The organism is Sutcliffiella sp. NC1, from assembly GCF_027594365.1.
Lineage (GTDB): Bacteria > Bacillota > Bacilli > Bacillales > Bacillaceae_I > Sutcliffiella > Sutcliffiella cohnii.
Genome location: NZ_CP115153.1, coordinates 2,319,741 through 2,338,873, shown reverse-complemented (window position 1 = coordinate 2,338,873; position 19,133 = coordinate 2,319,741). Strand labels below are relative to the sequence as shown.

Here is a 19,133-nt window from a genome sequence, read left to right as displayed (position 1 = left end):
TCGATTATCTAAATACTGCTTAAATATCCGTTATCCTTTTAATATTTATAATATTATAAATATTTAGATTAAATTGCTTCCTTTATCCTAAGACTAATGTCGAACTTGCCATACAAAAGACTCAAAACTTTTTGTAGAATTTTGACTACAGATTTTAAATATGGAAAATCATTTACCATTTTATTAATATTTCAAAAAGAGGAATGTCATATAGTAATAGAGAAATAGTAATTATTAAAAGGAGGGTTAGCTAAAATGAAAGTATTAGTTATAGGTGGTACTCGTTTTTTAGGACGTTTTATTGTGGAGGAAGCGTTAAAACAAGGTCATGAAGTTACATTGTTTAACCGCGGAAACAATAAGGAACTATTTCCACAACTTGAAACAATTATAGGGGACCGTACAGAGGATCTTTCTTTATTAGATACCGGTAAATGGGATGCTGCCATTGATACTTGTGGCTTTACCCCTAGAGCTGTAGACGAAATGACTAAGATGTTAGCCGATAAAATTGATCATTATACATACATATCTAGTATTTCAGTATATAAAGATTGGGCAGTTAATAATATTGATGAATCATACGATGTACAAACCCTTTCTGATGATCAGGTGAATGAAATTGGCTATGGTACTTCAGAACAAATTAATGAACATTATGGGGCGTTAAAAGCACGATGCGAACAAACTGCAGAACAAAATTTACCTAACAAAACATTTCATATTCGTGCAGGCTTATTAGTTGGACCTCACGACTATACGGACCGATTTACTTATTGGGTTGAAAGAATTCAAAAAGGCGGAAAAGTATTCGTTCCTGGTAGAAAAGACCGGCCATTACAATGGATTGATGCCCGTGATTTAGCTAGTTGGATTGTGAAAAAAGTCGATGAGAAAGTTACTGGCGTTTATAACGTAACTGGACCTGCTGAAATGTTAACGATGGAAAACTTTCTAAAAGCATGCATTGAAGTTACGAATAGTTCTTCCCAACTTATATGGGCGGATGAGCAATTTGTTACACAAAAGGAAATTGCGCCATGGTCTCAATTACCTTTATGGATTCCAGAAACTACACCTCTCCCTGGACAAAAAGAACCTTGGATTGGTACGTTCACAATAAATATTAATAAAGCTTTACATTTAGGGCTAACATTTCGACCAATTGAGGAAACAGTCCACGATACACTTCAGTGGGATTTAACTCGTGGAAGCCGAAAAAAAACTGCTGGTTTAACGTTACAATTAGAGAAAGAACTTTTAGAAGAATATTTAAACGAATAGTGTAATACAACTTATAAGATAAAAATAGGCTCTACATATTTAATAAGACAAGTATCGAACGAAGGTCATACACCGTCTAACTTATTGTAAAGAAAAATATTAAGTTGAGGTGTATTTTTTATGAAGAAAAATAAATTATTATTAGTTTGCATTATGACGTTAGCAATAAGTAGCAGTATTGGGTTTTCTACAAAATCCGAAGTAAATGCTTCCTCCTATCCACAATTAACTGAAGAAGCCATTGTTATTAAGAAAGGAGATACGTTATATAGTTTGTCAAAAAAATATAACGTTTCTATTAAAGAATTAATGAATCGAAACAATTTGTCTACAGATAAAATTATTGCAGGCAAAAACTTGATCATTCCTGCAAAAATTCAAAACGTTATTACCATTAACCGTGGAGATACACTATACTCTATCGCAAAGAAACATAAAACAACAGTAGAAGAACTTAAAAAGTGGAATAAACTTTCAACTGATACAATTTACGAAGGGCAAAGTCTAATTGTAGCCTTAGATGAAATGAACGTAACTGTAAAAAAAGGAGATACGTTATACGCTCTAGCAAAAAAATATGGGGTTACAGTTGATGAGTTGAAAGCTTGGAATAACCTAAAAGATAACACGATATTCGTTGGTGAAACGTTAATCGTTAAACAAATACCATCCGTTTATATTCTTATCCAAAAAGGCGATACTTTGTACTCTATAGCTCGTAAGTATCAAACGACTGTCAGTGATTTAAAAGACTTAAACAACCTTTCCTCTAATACGATTGTTGTAGGGAAAAAGCTGCGCGTGAAATAAGGTCAAACGTAACGATACGCCTTTTACACTACAATAAAAACTATAATAAAAAGAGTAGCGAAATATCATTCACTACTCTTTTCAACATTCCAGCACTTTATTTTATAAATGGTAACTGTATTATGGAAGTGGTTCCATTCGGACCTGTATTAAACGTTAACTTTCCGTTATGCTGTTTTAATATTTCTAAACAAACCATCATCCCTAAACCGGTACCACTTTCTTTCGTCGTAACAAACGGTTTTCCGATATTATTTAAAACTTCTGGAGGTATCCCTGTCCCTTCATCAGCAATAATTATATTCCACATATTTTCAACTAGAGTAATTTCTACTTCAATCCTCCCACCGTTTTTCATTGATTCTATTGCGTTTTTAATTAAATTTATTAGTACTTGTTTAATTTTATTTGCATCACAATAATACGGGATATTTTCTATGTATGGATCAAATTCAATAGCAATGTTATGTATACTAGCTTGCGTTTTTGTTAATATAACAACGTGATGAATAAGGTCGATTAAATTAGCTTCACGGAATATATCCGTTTCAGGTTTAGCTAAAGAAAGTAATTCTGTTAAAATGCCTTCAATTCTCGAGATTTCTCCATTAATGACATCAAAATATTCAGGTGTATCAAACTTACTTTTATCTATAAGTTGAATAAATCCTTTAATTGCAGTCATTGGGTTGCGTATTTCATGTGCAATTCCTGCAGCAAATTGACTGGCTGTTGAATTTTTAGCCGCTTGGATCATTAATTGGTTCGCTAATCTTCTTTGTGTCGCATCTTTTAATATAACTTGCGCTGCAATATCATTTCTATAAAAAGTAGGATGTGATGTAACATCCACATATAATTTAGAGCCATCAAGCTTCCAATATTGTTCTTCCATTGTGTCAACCGGTTCACCAGCTAGCACTTGTTTATATCGGTCTTTCGCTCTATCTATGTACTTGGGATGAAGTAGTTTAAAAATATGTTGGCCTAGAAGCTCCTCTTTCTTAGCAGCTCCGAACATTTTAACTGCTACTTCATTTACAAAAACGATTGTTTCATGTTGAACGATTAATACACCATCAGGTGAATGGTTTAGGGTATGTATATACAAATCATTATCGTCAAAAAAGGTAGTCCCTTTACTATTTCGAAATCCCTTTATTATTTTTGCAAAACCATAAATTCCTACAATGACACCATTTTTATATTTTGGCACATTTACAACAGATATACCAATACTCGTCCCATCTTTACGTTTAATGATACATCGATAGGAAACTACCTTTCCTTTTTTGCTCTGTTCAAAATTATGTATTACTTGCATTAAATCATCAGGTATCACTATGTCTAAAAAGCTAATTTCCTTTACTTCGTGTTCGGGATACCCGAATACTTTAATAAAGTGCTGATTGCACGAAATATACTTCCCATTTACATCCATTATATAAAAGACTTGATGGTCCTTTAATTGCTTCAAACGTTTCAATGTTTCTCTCTTTTGTATTTTATAAACTTTCTGAAGCAATTCTTTCCCCTCCTCGATAATTATCCCTAAAAAACTACTTACCCGTAACAATTTATGTATAAACATTTATTTTTAAAGATTTTTACATTTACTAAATATTTGTTATTTTAAAATTATTCATTCAAATAAATTGTATATGTTAAACAACCCTTTTTCAAATTCCTTTATAACTATTTATCTGTTTTTTGACATAATTTAAGTAAATTCGACATAGATATAGCGAGTTTTAATATTAATTCCATTTAAAACGTCAAAATTTTCACTATTTTTATTAATGCGCGCTATTTTTGTCGGAAGATAATGTTATAAACGCATTTGCTTTTTCATATAAAAACTGTTATGCTTTATATGAATTATTTTTGTTCGGTATGTAAGGAAGAATCTTTTTCGCCTTGATATTTAATGAGCAAGAATAGTATTACAATGTGTGTTAATTTTCACACGAAATTTAGGAGGTAACATTATGTTACAAGGTACAGTAAAATGGTTTAACTCAGAAAAAGGTTTCGGTTTCATCGAGCGTGAAGGTGGAGACGACGTATTCGTTCATTTCTCAGCTATTCAAGGCGAGGGATTCAAGTCTTTAGAAGAAGGTCAAAAAGTTACATTTGAAATCGTTCAAGGTAACCGTGGAGATCAAGCTGCTAACGTAACTAAAGCATAATTTTGCTTTTAAACCACCAAGTTTTTGGTGGTTTTTTTTTATTTATTCATAATAAAATTTACCTTTTGTGGTATACTATACAATAGAAAGAAAACGCTAACATAAAACAACGGAGGTTTTCTGTTGAATGGATTATCTTTTTACAGCTGTATCTCTTCTAGGTCTAGTATTAATCGTTTTTTCGGTAAGTTATTTTTTAACTTATAAAAGAGAAAACATTCATTTCATCGGGATTGTCATTTCAATGGCGGCAGTTGGGGTAATTTATAGTATACTTATTTCTATTACAGATATACTACCTACAATTATTACGATAGCAACGTTAACATCTTTATTAGGACATTGGTCAGCTAAATCTCTTCACATTTCAAGACGCTTGGCTGAAAGAATAGAAAAACAACTGGAATAAGGCTGCACAATAGCAGCCTTATTTTTTTATGCTTTTTAACGACAAGGATTAATTATAGTTTTCCTTTATTTTTGTAATTAAATTGTAGCTTTCTTTTCTTCTTCTTTTTCTATTTTCAGCGCGGAACGGTGCTTGTTCAAAAAGGAATTTTTCCAATTCTGTTTCTGGAATTACTTTCGGTACTGTTGTAGGCTTACCATCGTCCCCTATTGCCACAAAAGTTAAAAATGAAGTCGCACAAAGCAATTGTTCACCTGTATACAAATCTTCTGCAATTATTTAACAAACACTTCCATTGAGGTATTTTTCGTCCACGTTACGAATGACTCTAAATACACTTCACTATCAACTTTAATTGGCTTTAAAAAGTCAATGGAATCTGTAGATGCAGTCACAACACTTTTTCTTGCATGCTTTCTAGCTGATAAAGCAGCAACATCATCTATGTATGCCATTAACTTTCCACCGAACAACGTACCGTGATTGTTCGTATCAGGAGGTAATACGTGACTAGATTTATAAACCCTTGATGCACTTATCTTTTTTGCTTCCATGTTTCACACTCCGTAAATTTTGTATTAACGATCATTTATCACTTAATTTGTATTCGCCAATAATAAGCTATTGCCATTACTTATATCGGCTCCTTTCTATACTAGCATAATAAAATAGCAGTAGTTATTTTAAACTACCGCTATAACTAAATTATCCGTTCTTAATCGAAAAGGTTTCTTTAACATAAAGAAATGGTTTTCTAATCAATCGAACAATTATCGCATTTCCAGTTAGTACTGTAACAAGAATGCTTATTATAAATAACAGAAAATAATCGGGAATTGACTGTACACTTTGACCAAGCGATGTTTCAAAAAACCATTTTATAATAAAACCATGCAATATATAAACATAAAAAGATCTACTACCGATACCAGTAAAGACGTTTTGTGATGCTGGAATAAATGTAAAAAATGCAATCGTTACAAAGAAGCTAATCGTATACATTACAAACCGCAAATACATATCGTGCATTGATTCGTATACATTTGTTCCATACAATATAGCAGATCCGCTTCCGATATCTGTTGTACTTATAAAAATCCCTATTAATAGAATACCCATAAACCCTGCTGAAATAAGTTGATATTTACCCTGGTTTTTACGAATAATAGAAAATAAATCGGTTTTAGATAAATAATATCCTATTAAGAAAAAAGGAAAAAAGTAAAATGTTCGATCTAAGCTTAAAAATCGTTCAGGGACTTGAATAAAACCAACTGACAAGCCAATCAAAAACACGATAGGAAGCGTGATACTCCATCTATACTTTGCAAAGATTGGTAGTAATAATTTCCACGCTATCATACTTAATAAAAACCACATTGCCCATCTAGGTGTAAAATATTGCAAATCAAAGTTCGTATTCGGATACAAACCGTTATAGTATAGTGTATAAATCGTTTGCAATATCACATATGGTATCGCTAAACGTGTAACTATTTTGACATAGTACCCTTTTTTATCATAATTACTACTAAAATAGCCTGCGAGTAATATAAACGCTGGCATATGAAAAGTATATATAAATTGGTACAGGGTTAATAACCATTGTTCATCATGACGATAAGGTGAAATTACATGACCCGCTACAACTAAAAAAATGAGTATAAATTTCGCATTATCAAAATAATAATCCCTCTTCATTTTATCTCTCCTACCTTTCATGGATTGATATATATCCATTCGTAAAGAAAAAATAAACGTTGAGGGTATAAACAGTGGTTATATTTGGAATATAGATTACCTTCATCAAAATTAATTATAAATACTAGAAAGAATTTATCGAAGGCTCCCCTTTTAAAACTGATGATAAAGCTTCGATAGCTTCCCTTTCATCTCCGCCTTCAGCAACTAGTGTAATAATGTTTCCGCATTCTAATTGAAGTGCTCGCATAGAAGAAGAATCTTTTCCATCCACAATTTTAGAATGTTTTATAACTTTAATAGCGGATTCAAATTCATTAGCCTTTTGTATAAAGCTATTTACAGTTTCATTTTTAAGTTCTAATTTTAATTGTCTTCTTATCATTATTTATGTCCTCCCATAGCTAATAATTTTGTATATCGTATGTTATTAAGGAGAGGAAAGTGATATACCAAGCAATTAGTACCATTATTTTAGAATAGTTAATAGATGAAATAACACCTATCCCCTTTTTTGTATGAATTTTACGATTAGACTTCATACTAAACATAAAGATTAGAGAGGAAAGGGTGAAAAAATGAACTACTTAAAATTACTTTCTAGCATCTTTTTTATCGGAGTATTCATTTTAACTGGTTGTGGAGTTGATAATAACGAAGCAATTGTAGAGGATACGAGACGTACAGGACACGAAGATGGAAATTTTCCGAATAGAACAGAAGGCTTAATGCTTCGTTCATACGGACATGCGCGGATCGATGTGGAAGATAACGTTGCGCCTAAAGGATATTACACAAAAGAGGAAGCGCGTGATCATGTAAAACAACACTTAAACATCCAGTCAACTTCCGACGCAAATGTTGCGTTTGAAGGGTATGCTGGTGGCCTCTATATTTTTCGTGTTTTTGATACCATCCGTTTGAATACAAATACAGAAGAAATAACTCGCGGCTGGTACAGCGTAGACCCACACACCGGAGACGTCATGCACTACAAATACGACACTGAGTAAATAGAAAAGCGGAGGGCGTTTGGGTAGCGGCGTACAAACTGGAGCTTTCCTGGCGGAGATAAAGGAAACACAGCGAACGTCAGTGAGCTGATGTTGACTTATCGTACAGAAGGAAAGTGAAGTTTGATAGCCGCTAACGCCCGGAGCTAGACAAAGAAAAGCGGAGGCGCTTCGAACTGGCCCGTACAAACTGGACTGTTACGGTTGAGATAAAGGAAACACGACGAACTGCGTTAAGTCGATGTTGACTTATCGTACTTCGGATAAGGGAAGTTTGATAGGGCCAAAGCGCCGGAGCTATTAATAATGAAAATTTTTTTAATTACAAGGAACTTTATATAGGTAAGGAACAAAAAAAGTCATAAAAGTTAGTTTCTACTGACTTTTATGACTTCCCCGTTTTTAATTTACTCCTCATAAATCATCTTTTTCGTCATTCCACCGTCTACTACAATATTTGTGCCAGTAATAAAGTCGTTTTCTTTTTTTGTTAAGAAAAAACAAGCTTGTACTATGTCTGATGGCCTTCCTACTCGACGCGAGAAATGTTGATGATGATCTTCGTCTCGGAGGTTACTGTAATCTCCAGTTTCAATCCAGCCAGGAGAAACAGCATTTACACGAATATGCTTAGGTGCTAACGATGCAGCAAATGCGTGTGTTAAGGAAAGAATGCCACCTTTCGTTGCCGCGTATGCTTCTGAATTAGGTTCGGACATTATTGCTCTCGTAGATGAAATATTTACCACCGCCCCTCCTTCACTCATATATGGAGCAGCTTCCTTTGTACATAAAAAAGTACTAGTTAAATTTGTACTAATTACATCATTCCACTCTTCCAACGTTAGTTGCAACGGAGAAATAAACAACCCTTTACCCGCATTATTTATTAGTATATGTATTTCCCCACATTTGTCCTTTACCGTTTTTATCAACTGAATTATATCGGTTTCCTTTGTTACGTCTGTTTTTATAAAATGTACTCTTCCACCATTTTCAGTTATTTCTTCCTCTACTATTAGACCACTTTTCAAATCTTTGTCCGCAATAAATACCATTGCTTTCTCTTTTGCATAACCTTCCGCAATGGATTTACCAATTCCATTTGCTCCACCTGTTATGATAACAACCTTGTTTTTGAAACTCAATTCGAACACCTTCTTTATTATTTTATATACTATTGCTAATAACATTATAAACATAAATTTATTTCATTAAGTCTTATATATTGCCTAATCATACGGTTTAAATGAACCAAATGCCCCTATATTCTTATATACTACATTAAAAATAAAGAGCTCCCAAATTAAATGTATTTTTGAGAGCTCACACATATTAATTTTCTGTCCATATATGGAGGAGTTCATTCTTCTCTCCTTTTGCCCAAACATCAATACGCTTCCCCTCTGAGAAAGTTGCAGAAGGTTCCGAAGTTATTGTTCCACTAACTGATTGCCATTCACTCCAATTAGGACCGTTCCTTATTAAATAGGTAAGTGTAGAATCTACTCCTCTAGCAAAAACTGTAATACGATTTTTTTTACTAATAATAGCAGATGGGCTTGACGTTAAACGACCTCCAACACTTTCCCAATCACTCCACTTCTCTCCGTCCCAATTTTTATAAATAAGGTCTTGATTTCCGCCTCGTGCAAACAAGTGCAACTTCTTCTCTCCATCTACTAGAGCTGAAGGAGCGCTCGTTAAATTTCCACCTAAAGGCTGCCAATCGCCCCATTTCTCTCCATTCCAATTTTTTCGATATAAACTACGGTCGGTCCCCCTTACAAATACATCTATCTTATTTGAACCTCCTGAACAAACTGCTGGGGAAGAGGTTAACACACCTCCAAGTGTTTCCCAGTCCGACCAACTTTCACCATTCCAATAAATGTGTAACAATTCTTTGTTTTCTCCTCTAGCAAAAACATGCAAATAATTATCTCCTAAAGAAACTGCAGCAGGGGAAGAAGTTAATGTTCCTCCTAACGACTTCCACTCACCCCATTCTTTATTCTCATCTCTACTCACGTGTAACAACTCACGTCTAATCCCTCTCGCAAACAGATCTACTTTATTCTGTTCATTTACTGTTACTGTTGGTCCTGACGTAATTTGTCCCCCATAACTTTCCCAACCACTCCATTCTTTTTCAGGTGAATATTGAACATTCTCTAAAGTAATAAATATTATATTCTTCAAAAATTTCTCGATAGCTACTTCCGTCAATCGATACGTAACAAGAAGCTGTAAAATCCAAGTATGTGTAGTTGAAAAACGTTTCCATAATTGATTTGTCTGTTGTGATATAGACCCAGAAACAGTAGTAGCGTTATTTACTACAAAAAGCACTACTTGCTGAATGATAATGTTCGCTGTTCTACGATCCATATTATACTCATCTAACTTCTGATAGCTTGCCTCTAACTCACTTTGTATAACACTCCATACTTTTTGAAATAATTGATCCGTTTGTCGTTGCCTATGAGCATACTTAAAATGATAAGGCTGGTAGTAATAAGGATAGAATGAACGATACGGACTAACATAATATGAGTACGGATAATAATACATTACGTTAACCCCCTATAGTCATAAAATATAAACATTAAGCATAACTTCAATATACTTCTCCAATATAAATGTATGAAACGAACTGGCGTATTCATGACAACAATAATATGTATCGTTTCTAACTTATTTATTTGGGCGTTTATTTGCTCGTCATCAAGGGTATTTAAATGATAAATAATTAGACTTTAAAGACTAGAATAATAAAGTTTTCTGATATATCTAAATTTTCCTATAAAATAACTATACAAAAGACGTAAAATGTTAGATAATAGTATAACAACCTATCTAGTCTTAAGAAAACCGTGCGCAAAGGAGGAAAAAACAATGAATAAACCTTTCCCATTTTATAGCGAGCAAACGAATCAATCTTTCTTACAAGCAGATATGACAAAAGAGGAGCGCGATGCACAATTAGTCGTTGATAAATCCATTCTCCTTTTTCAAAAAAATAGGTTAATGAAATTAATAGACCAATCACTAGAAAACCGTAATCAAAAGGAGTTTGAACAATTAACTGCTCAATATAATCAATTGTTACAACAATATTTACACGTTGCAAATCTATAAACCTTTCACGTTTTAGGTAAGACAATGTTGCCTAATTACGTTCCCTCTATTAAAAATTCAACTATATTCTCTATTTTAGTTTTTGTTATCCAAAAATTTGTTAGCTACGTAATCCAATGAAGAGCGTTCGTTATTCTTTGCGAATGCTCTTTATTACTTGTACAAGTATATCTAACAAAAACACAGGCGTTAGACGTAACAACACAAAAGGCAGTAGATAACCCAAAAATATTTTCACTTATGCCGTGCAAACAATAAAAAAGGACTCCCTTAATATGTTAGGAGTCCTAACTACTAATTAAAGTGTTACATCCTTTTCCTTCTCTGTTTCTATTTCTTTTTCTCGATGAAGGCAACATTGGCATTCCTTCCCCTTCCGTAATTCTTGTTTAAAAAAGTAGAGTAGAATACCAATAAGCAAAAATGAAACGACCCCTCCTGAAGAATCTTGTGCAATAACTTCTTCGACATGTCTTTCCAATAAACGTAACCAAATTTCGAACAGTATTTCCATTTTCCACTTCCCCTTTCAATTAGACGTATTCCAACAAACATCAAAACATACAGCATGATGAAAGGATCCTACGGCTGAAGGGATGGACTATACAGAATAATCTTAATATTCTGTATTATAATATATGTTACTATACTTTCTATATTTTTCCTATCCAACTAGAATCATATTTTTATAGGTCAACAATAATAAATATTTATAGAAATATTAGGGAAAAAAGTTATTTTAGTACAAAAGACTTCCCACTACATACCCGTCTATAAAACTAAGCTTGGACATCTAAAAACAGTTCCATTATACTTAAGAAAATAAAAAACTTGTCCATTTAGAGACAATACTTATCTGATATATATTCATAACGAGGTGTAATGTAATGGAACATTTAATTAATCAAAAAGTAAAAAACATTGAAATATCGGGAATTCGCAAGTTTTTTAATTTAGTGTCAAAATATGACAATGTCTTATCGTTAACGATAGGTCAACCGGATTTCTCAACACCTCAGCACATAAAAGATGCTGGTATAAATGCTATTCATAACGACCATACATCGTATACAGCAAATGCCGGGATATATGAATTGCGGAAAGCAGCTTGTCAATTTATAAGCGATAAATACAAACTACTGTATAATCCTGATTCAGAAGTAATTGTTTCCATCGGAGCTAGTCAAGGAATTGATATTACATTTCGCACCATTCTAACCGAAGGTGATGAAGTTATATTACCAAATCCTGTTTATCCTGGCTACGAACCTATTATTCGTCTTTGTGGTGCAACTCCCGTCCACGTAGACACACGTTCATCTAGCTTCCTATTAACAGCAGATTTATTAAAAAAATACATAACAGATAAAACTCGTTGTATTGTGCTACCCTATCCGTCGAATCCAACAGGTGTAACGTTGCCTAATGATGAAATAAAAAAAATTGCGGCATTACTTAAAGATAAAGATATTTTTGTATTATCTGATGAAATATATAGTGAACTTGTATTTGAAGGAGAACATACTACAATTGCTTCTTTCCCAGGGATGAAGGAAAAAACCATTGTTATTAACGGTGTCTCAAAGTCACATTCGATGACCGGTTGGAGAATTGGCTTTGTCTTTGGACCGGAAAATGTAATGAAACATATGCTTAAAGTGCACCAATATAATGTTTCTTGTGCAACTTCCATTTCACAATATGCCGCCCTTCAAGCTTTAACGGTAGGAGCAGATGATGCTATTACAATGAATGAAACATATAAACAAAGAATGGAATATGTATACAACCGATTACAGGCAATGGGTATTGAATCTGTGAAACCGAATGGAGCCTTTTATATATTTCCTTCTATCGAGCAGTTCGGATTATCTTCTTTCGATTTTGCTGTTAAACTTTTAGAAGAAGCAAAAGTTGCTGTTGTGCCCGGAAGTGCGTTTTCAACTTGCGGTGAAGGATATATTCGATTATCGTATGCGTGTGATATGGAGACGTTAATAAAAGCGATGGATCGTCTTGAGCAATTGACACTATCTTTAAAACAAAAAAGCAAAAATAAATTTCCGTACGTTTGATATATCTATCTTTTTTTAAAAAAGCTAGGCTGCTAAAGGCAACAGCCTAGCTTTTAGAGATTTAATACATTATTACTGCAAAGCTCTTTCTACATTAATGACACCATTACCGTAATAGAACGAACTTCCTAAATAAGTAGTCGTGCTGTTTAGTTTGTTACGAATTTGTGCAGCGGACCAGTTCGGATATTTAGCTTTTAGTAATGCGGCAGCACCTGCTACATGTGGAGATGCCATCGATGTACCGTTATAAGAAGCATAAGAACTGCCAGGTACTGTACTTAAAATACTAACACCAGGAGCCATTACTTCTAATTCAGACCCAACACTTGAGAAAGAAGCTCGGTTATTATTGGAATCAACTGCCCCAACCGCAATAACCGAAGAATATCTTGCAGGATATCCGATTGTATTACGATTACCTTGAGCTCCACTATTTCCTGCTGCAGCTACTACAACGATATTATTTCTGTAAGCGTTGTCAACCGCGCGCTGGAGTGCTGTTGAACCAGAGCTTCCTCCTAAACTCATGTTAATAACGTCCATTTTGTTTGCAATCGACCATTCCACCCCTTGTGCAATACCACTTAACGTACCACTTCCTGATGCACTAAGTACTTTTACCGCATATAACTCCGCGTTATAAGCAACACCTAATACTCCTACTGTATTATTTAATGCTGCTACTGTACCAGCCACATGGGTACCATGACCATTTGAATCAATATAAGGGTTGGATTCTCCAGAAATAAAACTTGCTCCACCTCTAACGTTCAAATCAGGGTGACTCGCATGTATTCCAGTATCTAATATAGCAACTTTAACACCTGATCCAGTTACACCTGAACTATGGGCTCTATGTGCATTAATATGTGTAACTCCCCACGGAGTAGTTTGTGCGTATGTTTGTACTTCTGCATTATGTTCAATAAACTCTACATTTGGATTATTTTTTAATGCTGCTACTGCTTTTTCAGGCAATTCGATATGCAATACGTTCATATACTGGAATTCATGTAATACGGATCCTCCAGCAGTTGTTACTGATTTCTTTGCATTACTGTCAATTCCTGTTTTAAAACCAATTAAGTATTCTTTTTTTGCAGCTTCGTTATTTTCTTTCGCACTTACTCCTCCAAATGTTAAGGAAAATGCTAAAACTGCTACTAAAAATAAAGCTGTACCTTTTAACCATTTTCTCAAACGACAACACTCCTTCGATTGTTTTGACAATTTTCAAAATTCGTAATTGTCGAGATTGATTATAACACTTATAAAAGTAGGTGCATTGTGTACAGAGAACGATTTTTATTTTCCTATTTTCTAAAGAAAAAGCACCACACCTTATGAAAGATGTAGTGCGTTAAGCTTGTATTTAAGAGAAAAGACCGAGTGAATGTAAAAAAATGATACCAATTCCAATAGGTATAATGTATTTAACTGCAAATAACCAAAGCTGAAATAACAATTTTGATGCTTTCGAACCTTGGAAAAACTCGTCCTCCAAAATCGAAACTGGAATTCGATAGCCAACAAATATCGCTATAAATAAGGCACCGATCGGAAGCGCCATATTACTTACAAGAAAATCAGCAAAATCAAACATAATAAATCCGAAAATAGTAATATTGCTCCATATTCCGAACGATAAAGCAGATGGTATACCTAAAATAAATATAATCGCACCACTAATCCAAGCGATTTTCTTACGATTGGTCGGCTTATTTCTTACTAACACTGAGACGACTATTTCTAAAATAGAAAAAGCTGATGTTAATGTGGCAAATAACAATAGAAGTAAGAACAATACTAGAAAAAACATCCCAAATGGTAGTTGGTCAAATACTGCTGGTAAAACGACAAATACTAATCCTGGGCCTTCATCCGGCTGGAATCCTAATGCAAATACAGCTGGAAAGATAACTAGTCCAGCTAAAATAGATATTAAAATATTTAAGCCTACTACTGAACTAGTTGACTTTACTAAGTCTTCCCCCTTTTGTAAGTAAGAACTGTACGTTACCATAATCGATACACCTACACTAAGTGCAAAAAATGATTGACCAAGCGCTAAAAGAAAGGTAGAGGAAGTTAACTGTGAAAAGTCTGGCATTAAGAAAAAACGTACACCTTCTAATGCTCCTTCAAGTGTTAATGATCTACCAATTAAAACGAGAAATAAAATAAATAATAATGGCATTAATATTTTACTAGCTTTTTCAATTCCACTTTGGATGCCAGATTGAACGACGACAATTGTAATAAGCAGAAAGAAAGCTTGTGCAAGTAATACTTCAGGACCATTTACGATTGTTTCATCGAAAAGAACTCCGAACTCATTCGCATTAAGGTTAGAAAGTTGACCCGTAAAGGATTTTACTATGTATGTCACAATCCAACCACCTACCACACTATAAAACGAAAGCAAAATAAAGGAAGCGACCACACCAAGCACTCCTATATAATGCCATTTACTGTTAGGTGCTAAATGTTTATATGCATGAATTGCATTCTTCTGCGTAGAACGGCCAATAATGAACTCTGCTAACAACATTGGAGCTCCGATAATAATAGTAAATAGAAGAAAGACAAGTAAAAATACTCCCCCCCCATTTGTTCCTGCCATGTAAGGAAATTTCCATATGGCACCTAAACCGATTGCCGACCCAGCGGCAGCTAAAATAAAACCTATCTTTGATGACCATTGCTCTCGTTGCTTCATAAATACACTCCTATTACTGTATAACTTAGTTGTACCCTTCCAAAGGAAGCTGTATGTTGAATGTTGTACCCTTTTTATCTTTTTTGTTTTCAATTTCAATGGAACCATTAAGGTTTTTAATAATATTAAAGGAAATCATTAGTCCTAATCCCGTTCCGTTTTCTTTCGTAGTAAAAAAAGGTTCCCCTAGCTTACTTAAGACTTTTTCAGAAATACCAGGTCCTTCATCACTTATCAGGATAGAGAGAAAACCATTTTGTACAGCTGTTCTAACCGATAACGTACCACCATTTTCCATCGCTTCAATACCATTTTTAATAATGTTAATAAACACTTGCTTCAATTGGTTACCGTCCGCTTTTACATAGTCCTTTTCAATTTGAAAATCAAATTCAAACCAAACATCATTAATAATTGCTTGTGTTTCTAATAATAACGTCACATCTTTAAGTAATGCACTAATTGAAACTGTACGGAATTGAACAGCTTGCGGTTTCGCCAATAATAATAACTCACTACATATTAACTCAATTCTATTTAATTCTCCATTAATTATTTGATAATAATCAGAAGTATGATAGTTCCCAGATTCAATTAACTTAAAAAATCCTTTTATAGCCGTTAACGGGTTTCTAATTTCATGTGCAATGCCTGCAGCTAATTGACCTGCGACCGAAAGTTTTTCAGATTGTACCATTAATTCTTCTGCTTTTTTACGCTCAGAAATATCACGGACAATAATTTGAAGTGCTTTTTTACCTAAATATGTAGTTGGGATAGCCACCATTTCGGTGTACAACTTTTTATCCTGAAAAGTCGTCCATGCTTGTTCAAATAAAGGATGTTTCTTTTCATGCTTACTACTATTAACTGTACGTTTCCAAATATCTTTAAAATGATTTTCTGCAATATTGTGAAAAATACTTTTACCAATAATTTCACCATAACTGTTTGCTTCCAGCATTTTTAACCCCGACTCATTAATAAACACCCATTTTTCTTCACAAATGATACCAATTGTATCAATCGTATTTTGTATTAATGTTCGGAACCTCTCTCGACTTTTTTGGAGGATATTTTGAAAATTTTTTCGGTGTGCAATATTTACTAATACGACAAATGAAGCTATTTTACCACGGAACATCGTCGGTGTCGACATCACGTCAAAATCAATTAAACTTCCATCAGCCCTAATCCATTGTTGTTCCATTAAACCAACATTTTTGCCACGCGCAACTGAAGTTAGCCGATGCTCTACAATATCATGAAACTTTGGATCAATAAACCGGTAAACATCTTTTTCGATAATTTGCATTCGATTATGTATACCTAATAGTTGGCATCCAGTCCAATTTATATACTCCACTTTACCATCAACAATAATTAAAACACCGTTCGGTAATTTTTCAATAAGGTCATGAGCATAATTTTCAATCAGTGGTTTATCTCCCAATGCATTACTCTCATAGCGAGTATACCCTTTTTCTCTATATAATTTATTATTAGTAGGTGACCAACCTGGTACTTGTGAAAAAGTGAACAGCCACTCTCTTTCATTTATGTTAGCTGAGGAACCAACAGAAACTATATTTGCTTTTCCACACAAAAATCCATCTGCAGTTTTTAACCTTACTAAAAAAGAAGCAGAATTGGTAGGTTGTTCAACTAAATTTTCAACTAAATATAGATCTTCTTGATGAATGTGTTCTCTAATAGGTTTTCCAATTAATTTAGAATTGTCCATGTTTAATAATGTCTCACTAGAAGTTGAGCAATATTTTATCTTTCCCAATTGGTCAATTACTAAAAATAAGCTTATGTTATTACTATCTGGATCAGATTGGTCTATTTCAGATTGAACAGGAGAATGGTAATATCCCATAACTTCCCCCCCTAATCATTTTATATATTAATATATTTAATTTGGTTTTAATTATACAATATATTCCGAATTTTTTCTAAACTTTTTCATCAATATGTAGATTCATGTCTTTTTTTTGCATATCACCTGTTCATTTACAGAAATAAATACTTTGGATTTTTTATATTTTACTATAAAATATATGGTAATGACGTATACATAACAAGGGGGAAATGTTCATGAACAATAGAGAAACTGTTGCTTTCGTAGGTACTGGGGTAATGGGGAATAGTATGGCTGGCCATTTATTAAGAGCTGGCTATCATGTTAACGTGTACACAAGAACAAAAGAAAAAGCAGAAAATTTAATAAGCTCTGGAGCAAAATGGTGTTCTACCCCAGCTGAAGCTGTAGCTGATGCGAAATATACGATTACAATCGTTGGTTACCCAAAAGATGTTGAAGAAGTTTATTTCGGAAAAGATGGAATATTAGAAAATGCAAAGCAAGGTTCTTTCGTCATTGATATGACAACATCAACGCCTTCATTAGCAAAAAAGATTTATGCAGCAGCAAAAGAAAAAGGGATTTATAGTTTAGATGCACCTGTATCAGGTGGAGACGTTGGTGCTAAAGAAGCTCGCCTTACCATTATGGTAGGTGGTGATAAAGATGCATATAAAACATGCCTACCTCTGTTCGAAAGAATGGGTAAAAATATCGTATTACAAGGTGAGGCTGGCTCAGGACAACATACGAAAATGTGCAATCAAATTGCGATTGCCACAAATATGATCGGAGTATGTGAATCACTTGCATATGCAAAGAGCTCTGGGCTAGATCCTGTGAAAGTGTTAGAAACGATAACGACTGGTGCTGCAAATAGTTTTTCCCTTAGTAAGTTAGCACCTAGAATACTTGCAGGTGATTTTGAACCCGGTTTTTATGTGAAGCATTTTATTAAAGATATGGGGATTGCCTTAGCTGAGGCTGAAGCAATGGGGTTAAAACTGCCTGGGCTTTCTTTAGCTATCGATATGTATGAAGAGCTTGCCAATAAAGGAGAAGAAAATAGCGGTACACAAGCGTTGTATAAATTATGGGAAATGTAATATTAATGTATTAATAGTAAAATAAAAAGCTGCTTCCTCGCATAGAAGCAGCTTTATAAGTTTTAAGCGTTTGCTTTAAAAAACTTCGGATAAAATTTATATATAATTACTAGTATCGCTATTGTAATAAGCATTTCTGGAACTAAATAAGACAAGTTATAAATAATAGAATATAATACAACCGGTATTCCATCTGGAGCATATTCACCGAACCAAATTACTCCTGAAAGGAAATGACTTATTAAACGTAATGCGGTTCCAAATATCATACCAACTACAATTGTACGAATAGTTACTCCTTTTACGGCAAAAATAGCGGCGAATCCTAACAGTGCAAATGGTAATGGGTAATCTAGAATAAGTTGCGCAGGATGAACAACATAACCTCCTGTTAACCAATTAATAACCCCTACTAATAGTCCGGTTACAACCCCCGCTTTCCAACCTCGTCTAAAAGCAATAACAAAGATTGGAACCATAATTAAAGATATAGATCCACCGTACGCCCAAAGCGCACCAAATTTCACATAGCTTAAAATAACTGCAAGTGCTGCCATCATAGATATTTCTACCATTGTGACTAAACGTTCTCTTTCCATCTGTCTCTCCCTTTCATGTATCCACTAGAAGGCTAGATTAAAGGAACATTTAGAAACGGTTAGAATAAAATAACAACCACTTCCCTACGCTAGTATAAACTAGATCAGGTTCCAAGAGTTAAGGTGTTCACCTCTCTCAGCCTTATCGGCACCTCTAGTGGACTTTCATTTACTTTTCCAATCAATATTGTAACATAATTTTAACAAAAGGGGAAAA

General features: G+C 34.0%; 18 protein-coding genes, 1 pseudogene and 1 riboswitch. Of the genes and pseudogenes, 8 read left to right on the top strand and 11 right to left on the bottom strand.

Features of this window, described 5'->3' with window-relative positions; all coding sequences use genetic code 11:
- The first annotated feature begins 255 nt into the window (after positions 1-255).
- Positions 256-1,284: an NAD-dependent epimerase/dehydratase family protein gene (locus O1A01_RS12200; RefSeq protein WP_270066336.1), complete on the top strand. Its 1,029-nt coding sequence runs from the start codon at positions 256-258 to the stop codon at positions 1,282-1,284.
- Between the two features lie 120 nt (positions 1,285-1,404).
- Positions 1,405-2,094: a muramidase family protein gene (locus tag O1A01_RS12195; RefSeq protein WP_270066335.1), complete on the top strand. Its 690-nt coding sequence runs from the start codon at positions 1,405-1,407 to the stop codon at positions 2,092-2,094.
- A 97-nt stretch (positions 2,095-2,191) separates the two neighbouring features.
- On the opposite strand, the gene O1A01_RS12190 is transcribed toward O1A01_RS12195, so the two are convergent.
- A complete protein-coding gene (locus O1A01_RS12190) occupies positions 2,192-3,619 on the bottom strand; it encodes a PAS domain-containing sensor histidine kinase (RefSeq protein WP_270066334.1) in 1,428 nt (475 codons plus the stop codon).
- Positions 3,620-4,082: 463 nt separating this feature from the next.
- On the opposite strand from O1A01_RS12190, the gene O1A01_RS12185 reads away from it, so the two are divergent.
- Positions 4,083-4,283: a cold-shock protein gene (locus tag O1A01_RS12185; RefSeq protein WP_066415852.1), complete on the top strand. Its 201-nt coding sequence runs from the start codon at positions 4,083-4,085 to the stop codon at positions 4,281-4,283.
- A 127-nt stretch (positions 4,284-4,410) separates the two neighbouring features.
- Positions 4,411-4,692 carry a hypothetical protein gene (locus tag O1A01_RS12180; protein ID WP_066415854.1) on the top strand — a complete coding sequence of 94 codons (282 nt, stop codon included), beginning with the start codon at positions 4,411-4,413 and terminating at the stop codon, positions 4,690-4,692.
- Between the two features lie 48 nt (positions 4,693-4,740).
- Here O1A01_RS12180 and O1A01_RS12175 read toward each other — a convergent pair.
- From O1A01_RS12175 to O1A01_RS12165, 3 genes and pseudogenes are all read right to left on the bottom strand, one after another.
- Positions 4,741-5,246: pseudogene (locus tag O1A01_RS12175) on the bottom strand (acyl-CoA thioesterase).
- Positions 5,247-5,397: 151 nt separating this feature from the next.
- Positions 5,398-6,393, bottom strand: a complete 996-nt coding sequence (locus O1A01_RS12170; RefSeq protein ID WP_270066333.1) for an acyltransferase family protein — start codon at positions 6,391-6,393, stop codon at positions 5,398-5,400.
- A 124-nt stretch (positions 6,394-6,517) separates the two neighbouring features.
- On the bottom strand, positions 6,518-6,778 hold the full coding sequence (locus O1A01_RS12165) for an HPr family phosphocarrier protein (protein WP_066415860.1): 261 nt from the start codon (positions 6,776-6,778) through the stop codon (positions 6,518-6,520).
- A gap of 193 nt (positions 6,779-6,971) precedes the next feature.
- On the opposite strand from O1A01_RS12165, the gene O1A01_RS12160 reads away from it, so the two are divergent.
- Positions 6,972-7,406, top strand: coding sequence for a hypothetical protein (locus O1A01_RS12160; RefSeq protein WP_066415865.1), 435 nt, complete (start codon positions 6,972-6,974; stop codon positions 7,404-7,406).
- 407 nt (positions 7,407-7,813) lie between these two features.
- On the opposite strand, the gene O1A01_RS12155 is transcribed toward O1A01_RS12160, so the two are convergent.
- Both O1A01_RS12155 and O1A01_RS12150 read right to left on the bottom strand, forming a co-directional pair.
- A complete protein-coding gene (locus O1A01_RS12155; protein WP_270066332.1) occupies positions 7,814-8,554 on the bottom strand; it encodes an SDR family oxidoreductase in 741 nt (246 codons plus the stop codon).
- A gap of 187 nt (positions 8,555-8,741) precedes the next feature.
- Complete coding sequence (locus O1A01_RS12150) at positions 8,742-9,980, bottom strand: PLL family lectin (protein WP_270066331.1); 1,239 nt, start codon at positions 9,978-9,980, stop codon at positions 8,742-8,744.
- A gap of 324 nt (positions 9,981-10,304) precedes the next feature.
- Between O1A01_RS12150 and O1A01_RS12145 the strand changes: the two genes are divergently transcribed.
- A complete protein-coding gene (locus tag O1A01_RS12145) occupies positions 10,305-10,547 on the top strand; it encodes an IDEAL domain-containing protein (RefSeq protein ID WP_066412700.1) in 243 nt (80 codons plus the stop codon).
- Between the two features lie 298 nt (positions 10,548-10,845).
- On the opposite strand, the gene O1A01_RS12140 is transcribed toward O1A01_RS12145, so the two are convergent.
- On the bottom strand, positions 10,846-11,061 hold the full coding sequence (locus tag O1A01_RS12140; RefSeq protein WP_066412697.1) for a hypothetical protein: 216 nt from the start codon (positions 11,059-11,061) through the stop codon (positions 10,846-10,848).
- Positions 11,062-11,434: 373 nt separating this feature from the next.
- Here O1A01_RS12140 and O1A01_RS12135 point away from each other — a divergent pair, with 373 nt between their 5' ends.
- Entirely contained in the window at positions 11,435-12,622 is a 1,188-nt protein-coding gene (locus O1A01_RS12135) for an aminotransferase A (protein ID WP_066412696.1), read from the top strand.
- A 72-nt stretch (positions 12,623-12,694) separates the two neighbouring features.
- Here the strand turns inward: O1A01_RS12135 and O1A01_RS12130 are convergent, their stop codons facing one another.
- The 3 genes from O1A01_RS12130 to O1A01_RS12120 form a co-directional block, all read right to left on the bottom strand.
- The gene (locus O1A01_RS12130) at positions 12,695-13,825 is read right to left on the bottom strand and encodes a S8 family peptidase (RefSeq protein ID WP_066412694.1); all 1,131 of its coding nucleotides are present in this window, start codon (positions 13,823-13,825) and stop codon (positions 12,695-12,697) included.
- Positions 13,826-13,997: 172 nt separating this feature from the next.
- On the bottom strand, positions 13,998-15,344 hold the full coding sequence (locus O1A01_RS12125) for a sodium-dependent transporter (RefSeq protein WP_066412690.1): 1,347 nt from the start codon (positions 15,342-15,344) through the stop codon (positions 13,998-14,000).
- Positions 15,345-15,369: 25 nt separating this feature from the next.
- On the bottom strand, positions 15,370-17,226 hold the full coding sequence (locus tag O1A01_RS12120) for an ATP-binding protein (RefSeq protein WP_066412688.1): 1,857 nt from the start codon (positions 17,224-17,226) through the stop codon (positions 15,370-15,372).
- Between the two features lie 218 nt (positions 17,227-17,444).
- On the opposite strand from O1A01_RS12120, the gene O1A01_RS12115 reads away from it, so the two are divergent.
- Positions 17,445-18,317 (top strand): NAD(P)-dependent oxidoreductase, encoded by an 873-nt coding sequence (locus O1A01_RS12115; RefSeq protein ID WP_066412686.1) that lies wholly within the window; start codon positions 17,445-17,447, stop codon positions 18,315-18,317.
- A gap of 62 nt (positions 18,318-18,379) precedes the next feature.
- On the opposite strand, the gene thiT is transcribed toward O1A01_RS12115, so the two are convergent.
- The gene (gene thiT / locus O1A01_RS12110; RefSeq protein WP_066412684.1) at positions 18,380-18,916 is read right to left on the bottom strand and encodes an energy-coupled thiamine transporter ThiT; all 537 of its coding nucleotides are present in this window, start codon (positions 18,914-18,916) and stop codon (positions 18,380-18,382) included.
- A gap of 64 nt (positions 18,917-18,980) precedes the next feature.
- Positions 18,981-19,082: riboswitch (TPP riboswitch) on the bottom strand.
- Between the last annotated feature and the right edge of the window lie 51 nt (positions 19,083-19,133).

Excerpts from the sequence above, each read along its gene's own strand:
- O1A01_RS12200 (WP_270066336.1), top strand. The coding sequence starts at position 256 with ATGAAAGTATTAGTTATAGGTGGTACTCGTTTTTTAGGACGTTTTATT.
- O1A01_RS12195 (WP_270066335.1), top strand. The coding sequence starts at position 1,405 with ATGAAGAAAAATAAATTATTATTAGTTTGCATTATGACGTTAGCAATA.
- O1A01_RS12185 (WP_066415852.1), top strand. The coding sequence starts at position 4,083 with ATGTTACAAGGTACAGTAAAATGGTTTAACTCAGAAAAAGGTTTCGGT.
- O1A01_RS12180 (WP_066415854.1), top strand. The coding sequence starts at position 4,411 with ATGGATTATCTTTTTACAGCTGTATCTCTTCTAGGTCTAGTATTAATC.
- O1A01_RS12170 (WP_270066333.1), bottom strand. The coding sequence starts at position 6,393 with ATGAAGAGGGATTATTATTTTGATAATGCGAAATTTATACTCATTTTT.
- O1A01_RS12165 (WP_066415860.1), bottom strand. The coding sequence starts at position 6,778 with ATGATAAGAAGACAATTAAAATTAGAACTTAAAAATGAAACTGTAAAT.
- O1A01_RS12160 (WP_066415865.1), top strand. The coding sequence starts at position 6,972 with ATGAACTACTTAAAATTACTTTCTAGCATCTTTTTTATCGGAGTATTC.
- O1A01_RS12150 (WP_270066331.1), bottom strand. The coding sequence starts at position 9,980 with ATGTATTATTATCCGTACTCATATTATGTTAGTCCGTATCGTTCATTC.
- O1A01_RS12145 (WP_066412700.1), top strand. The coding sequence starts at position 10,305 with ATGAATAAACCTTTCCCATTTTATAGCGAGCAAACGAATCAATCTTTC.
- O1A01_RS12140 (WP_066412697.1), bottom strand. The coding sequence starts at position 11,061 with ATGGAAATACTGTTCGAAATTTGGTTACGTTTATTGGAAAGACATGTC.
- O1A01_RS12135 (WP_066412696.1), top strand. The coding sequence starts at position 11,435 with ATGGAACATTTAATTAATCAAAAAGTAAAAAACATTGAAATATCGGGA.
- O1A01_RS12125 (WP_066412690.1), bottom strand. The coding sequence starts at position 15,344 with ATGAAGCAACGAGAGCAATGGTCATCAAAGATAGGTTTTATTTTAGCT.
- O1A01_RS12120 (WP_066412688.1), bottom strand. The coding sequence starts at position 17,226 with ATGGGATATTACCATTCTCCTGTTCAATCTGAAATAGACCAATCTGAT.
- O1A01_RS12115 (WP_066412686.1), top strand. The coding sequence starts at position 17,445 with ATGAACAATAGAGAAACTGTTGCTTTCGTAGGTACTGGGGTAATGGGG.
- thiT (WP_066412684.1), bottom strand. The coding sequence starts at position 18,916 with ATGGAAAGAGAACGTTTAGTCACAATGGTAGAAATATCTATGATGGCA.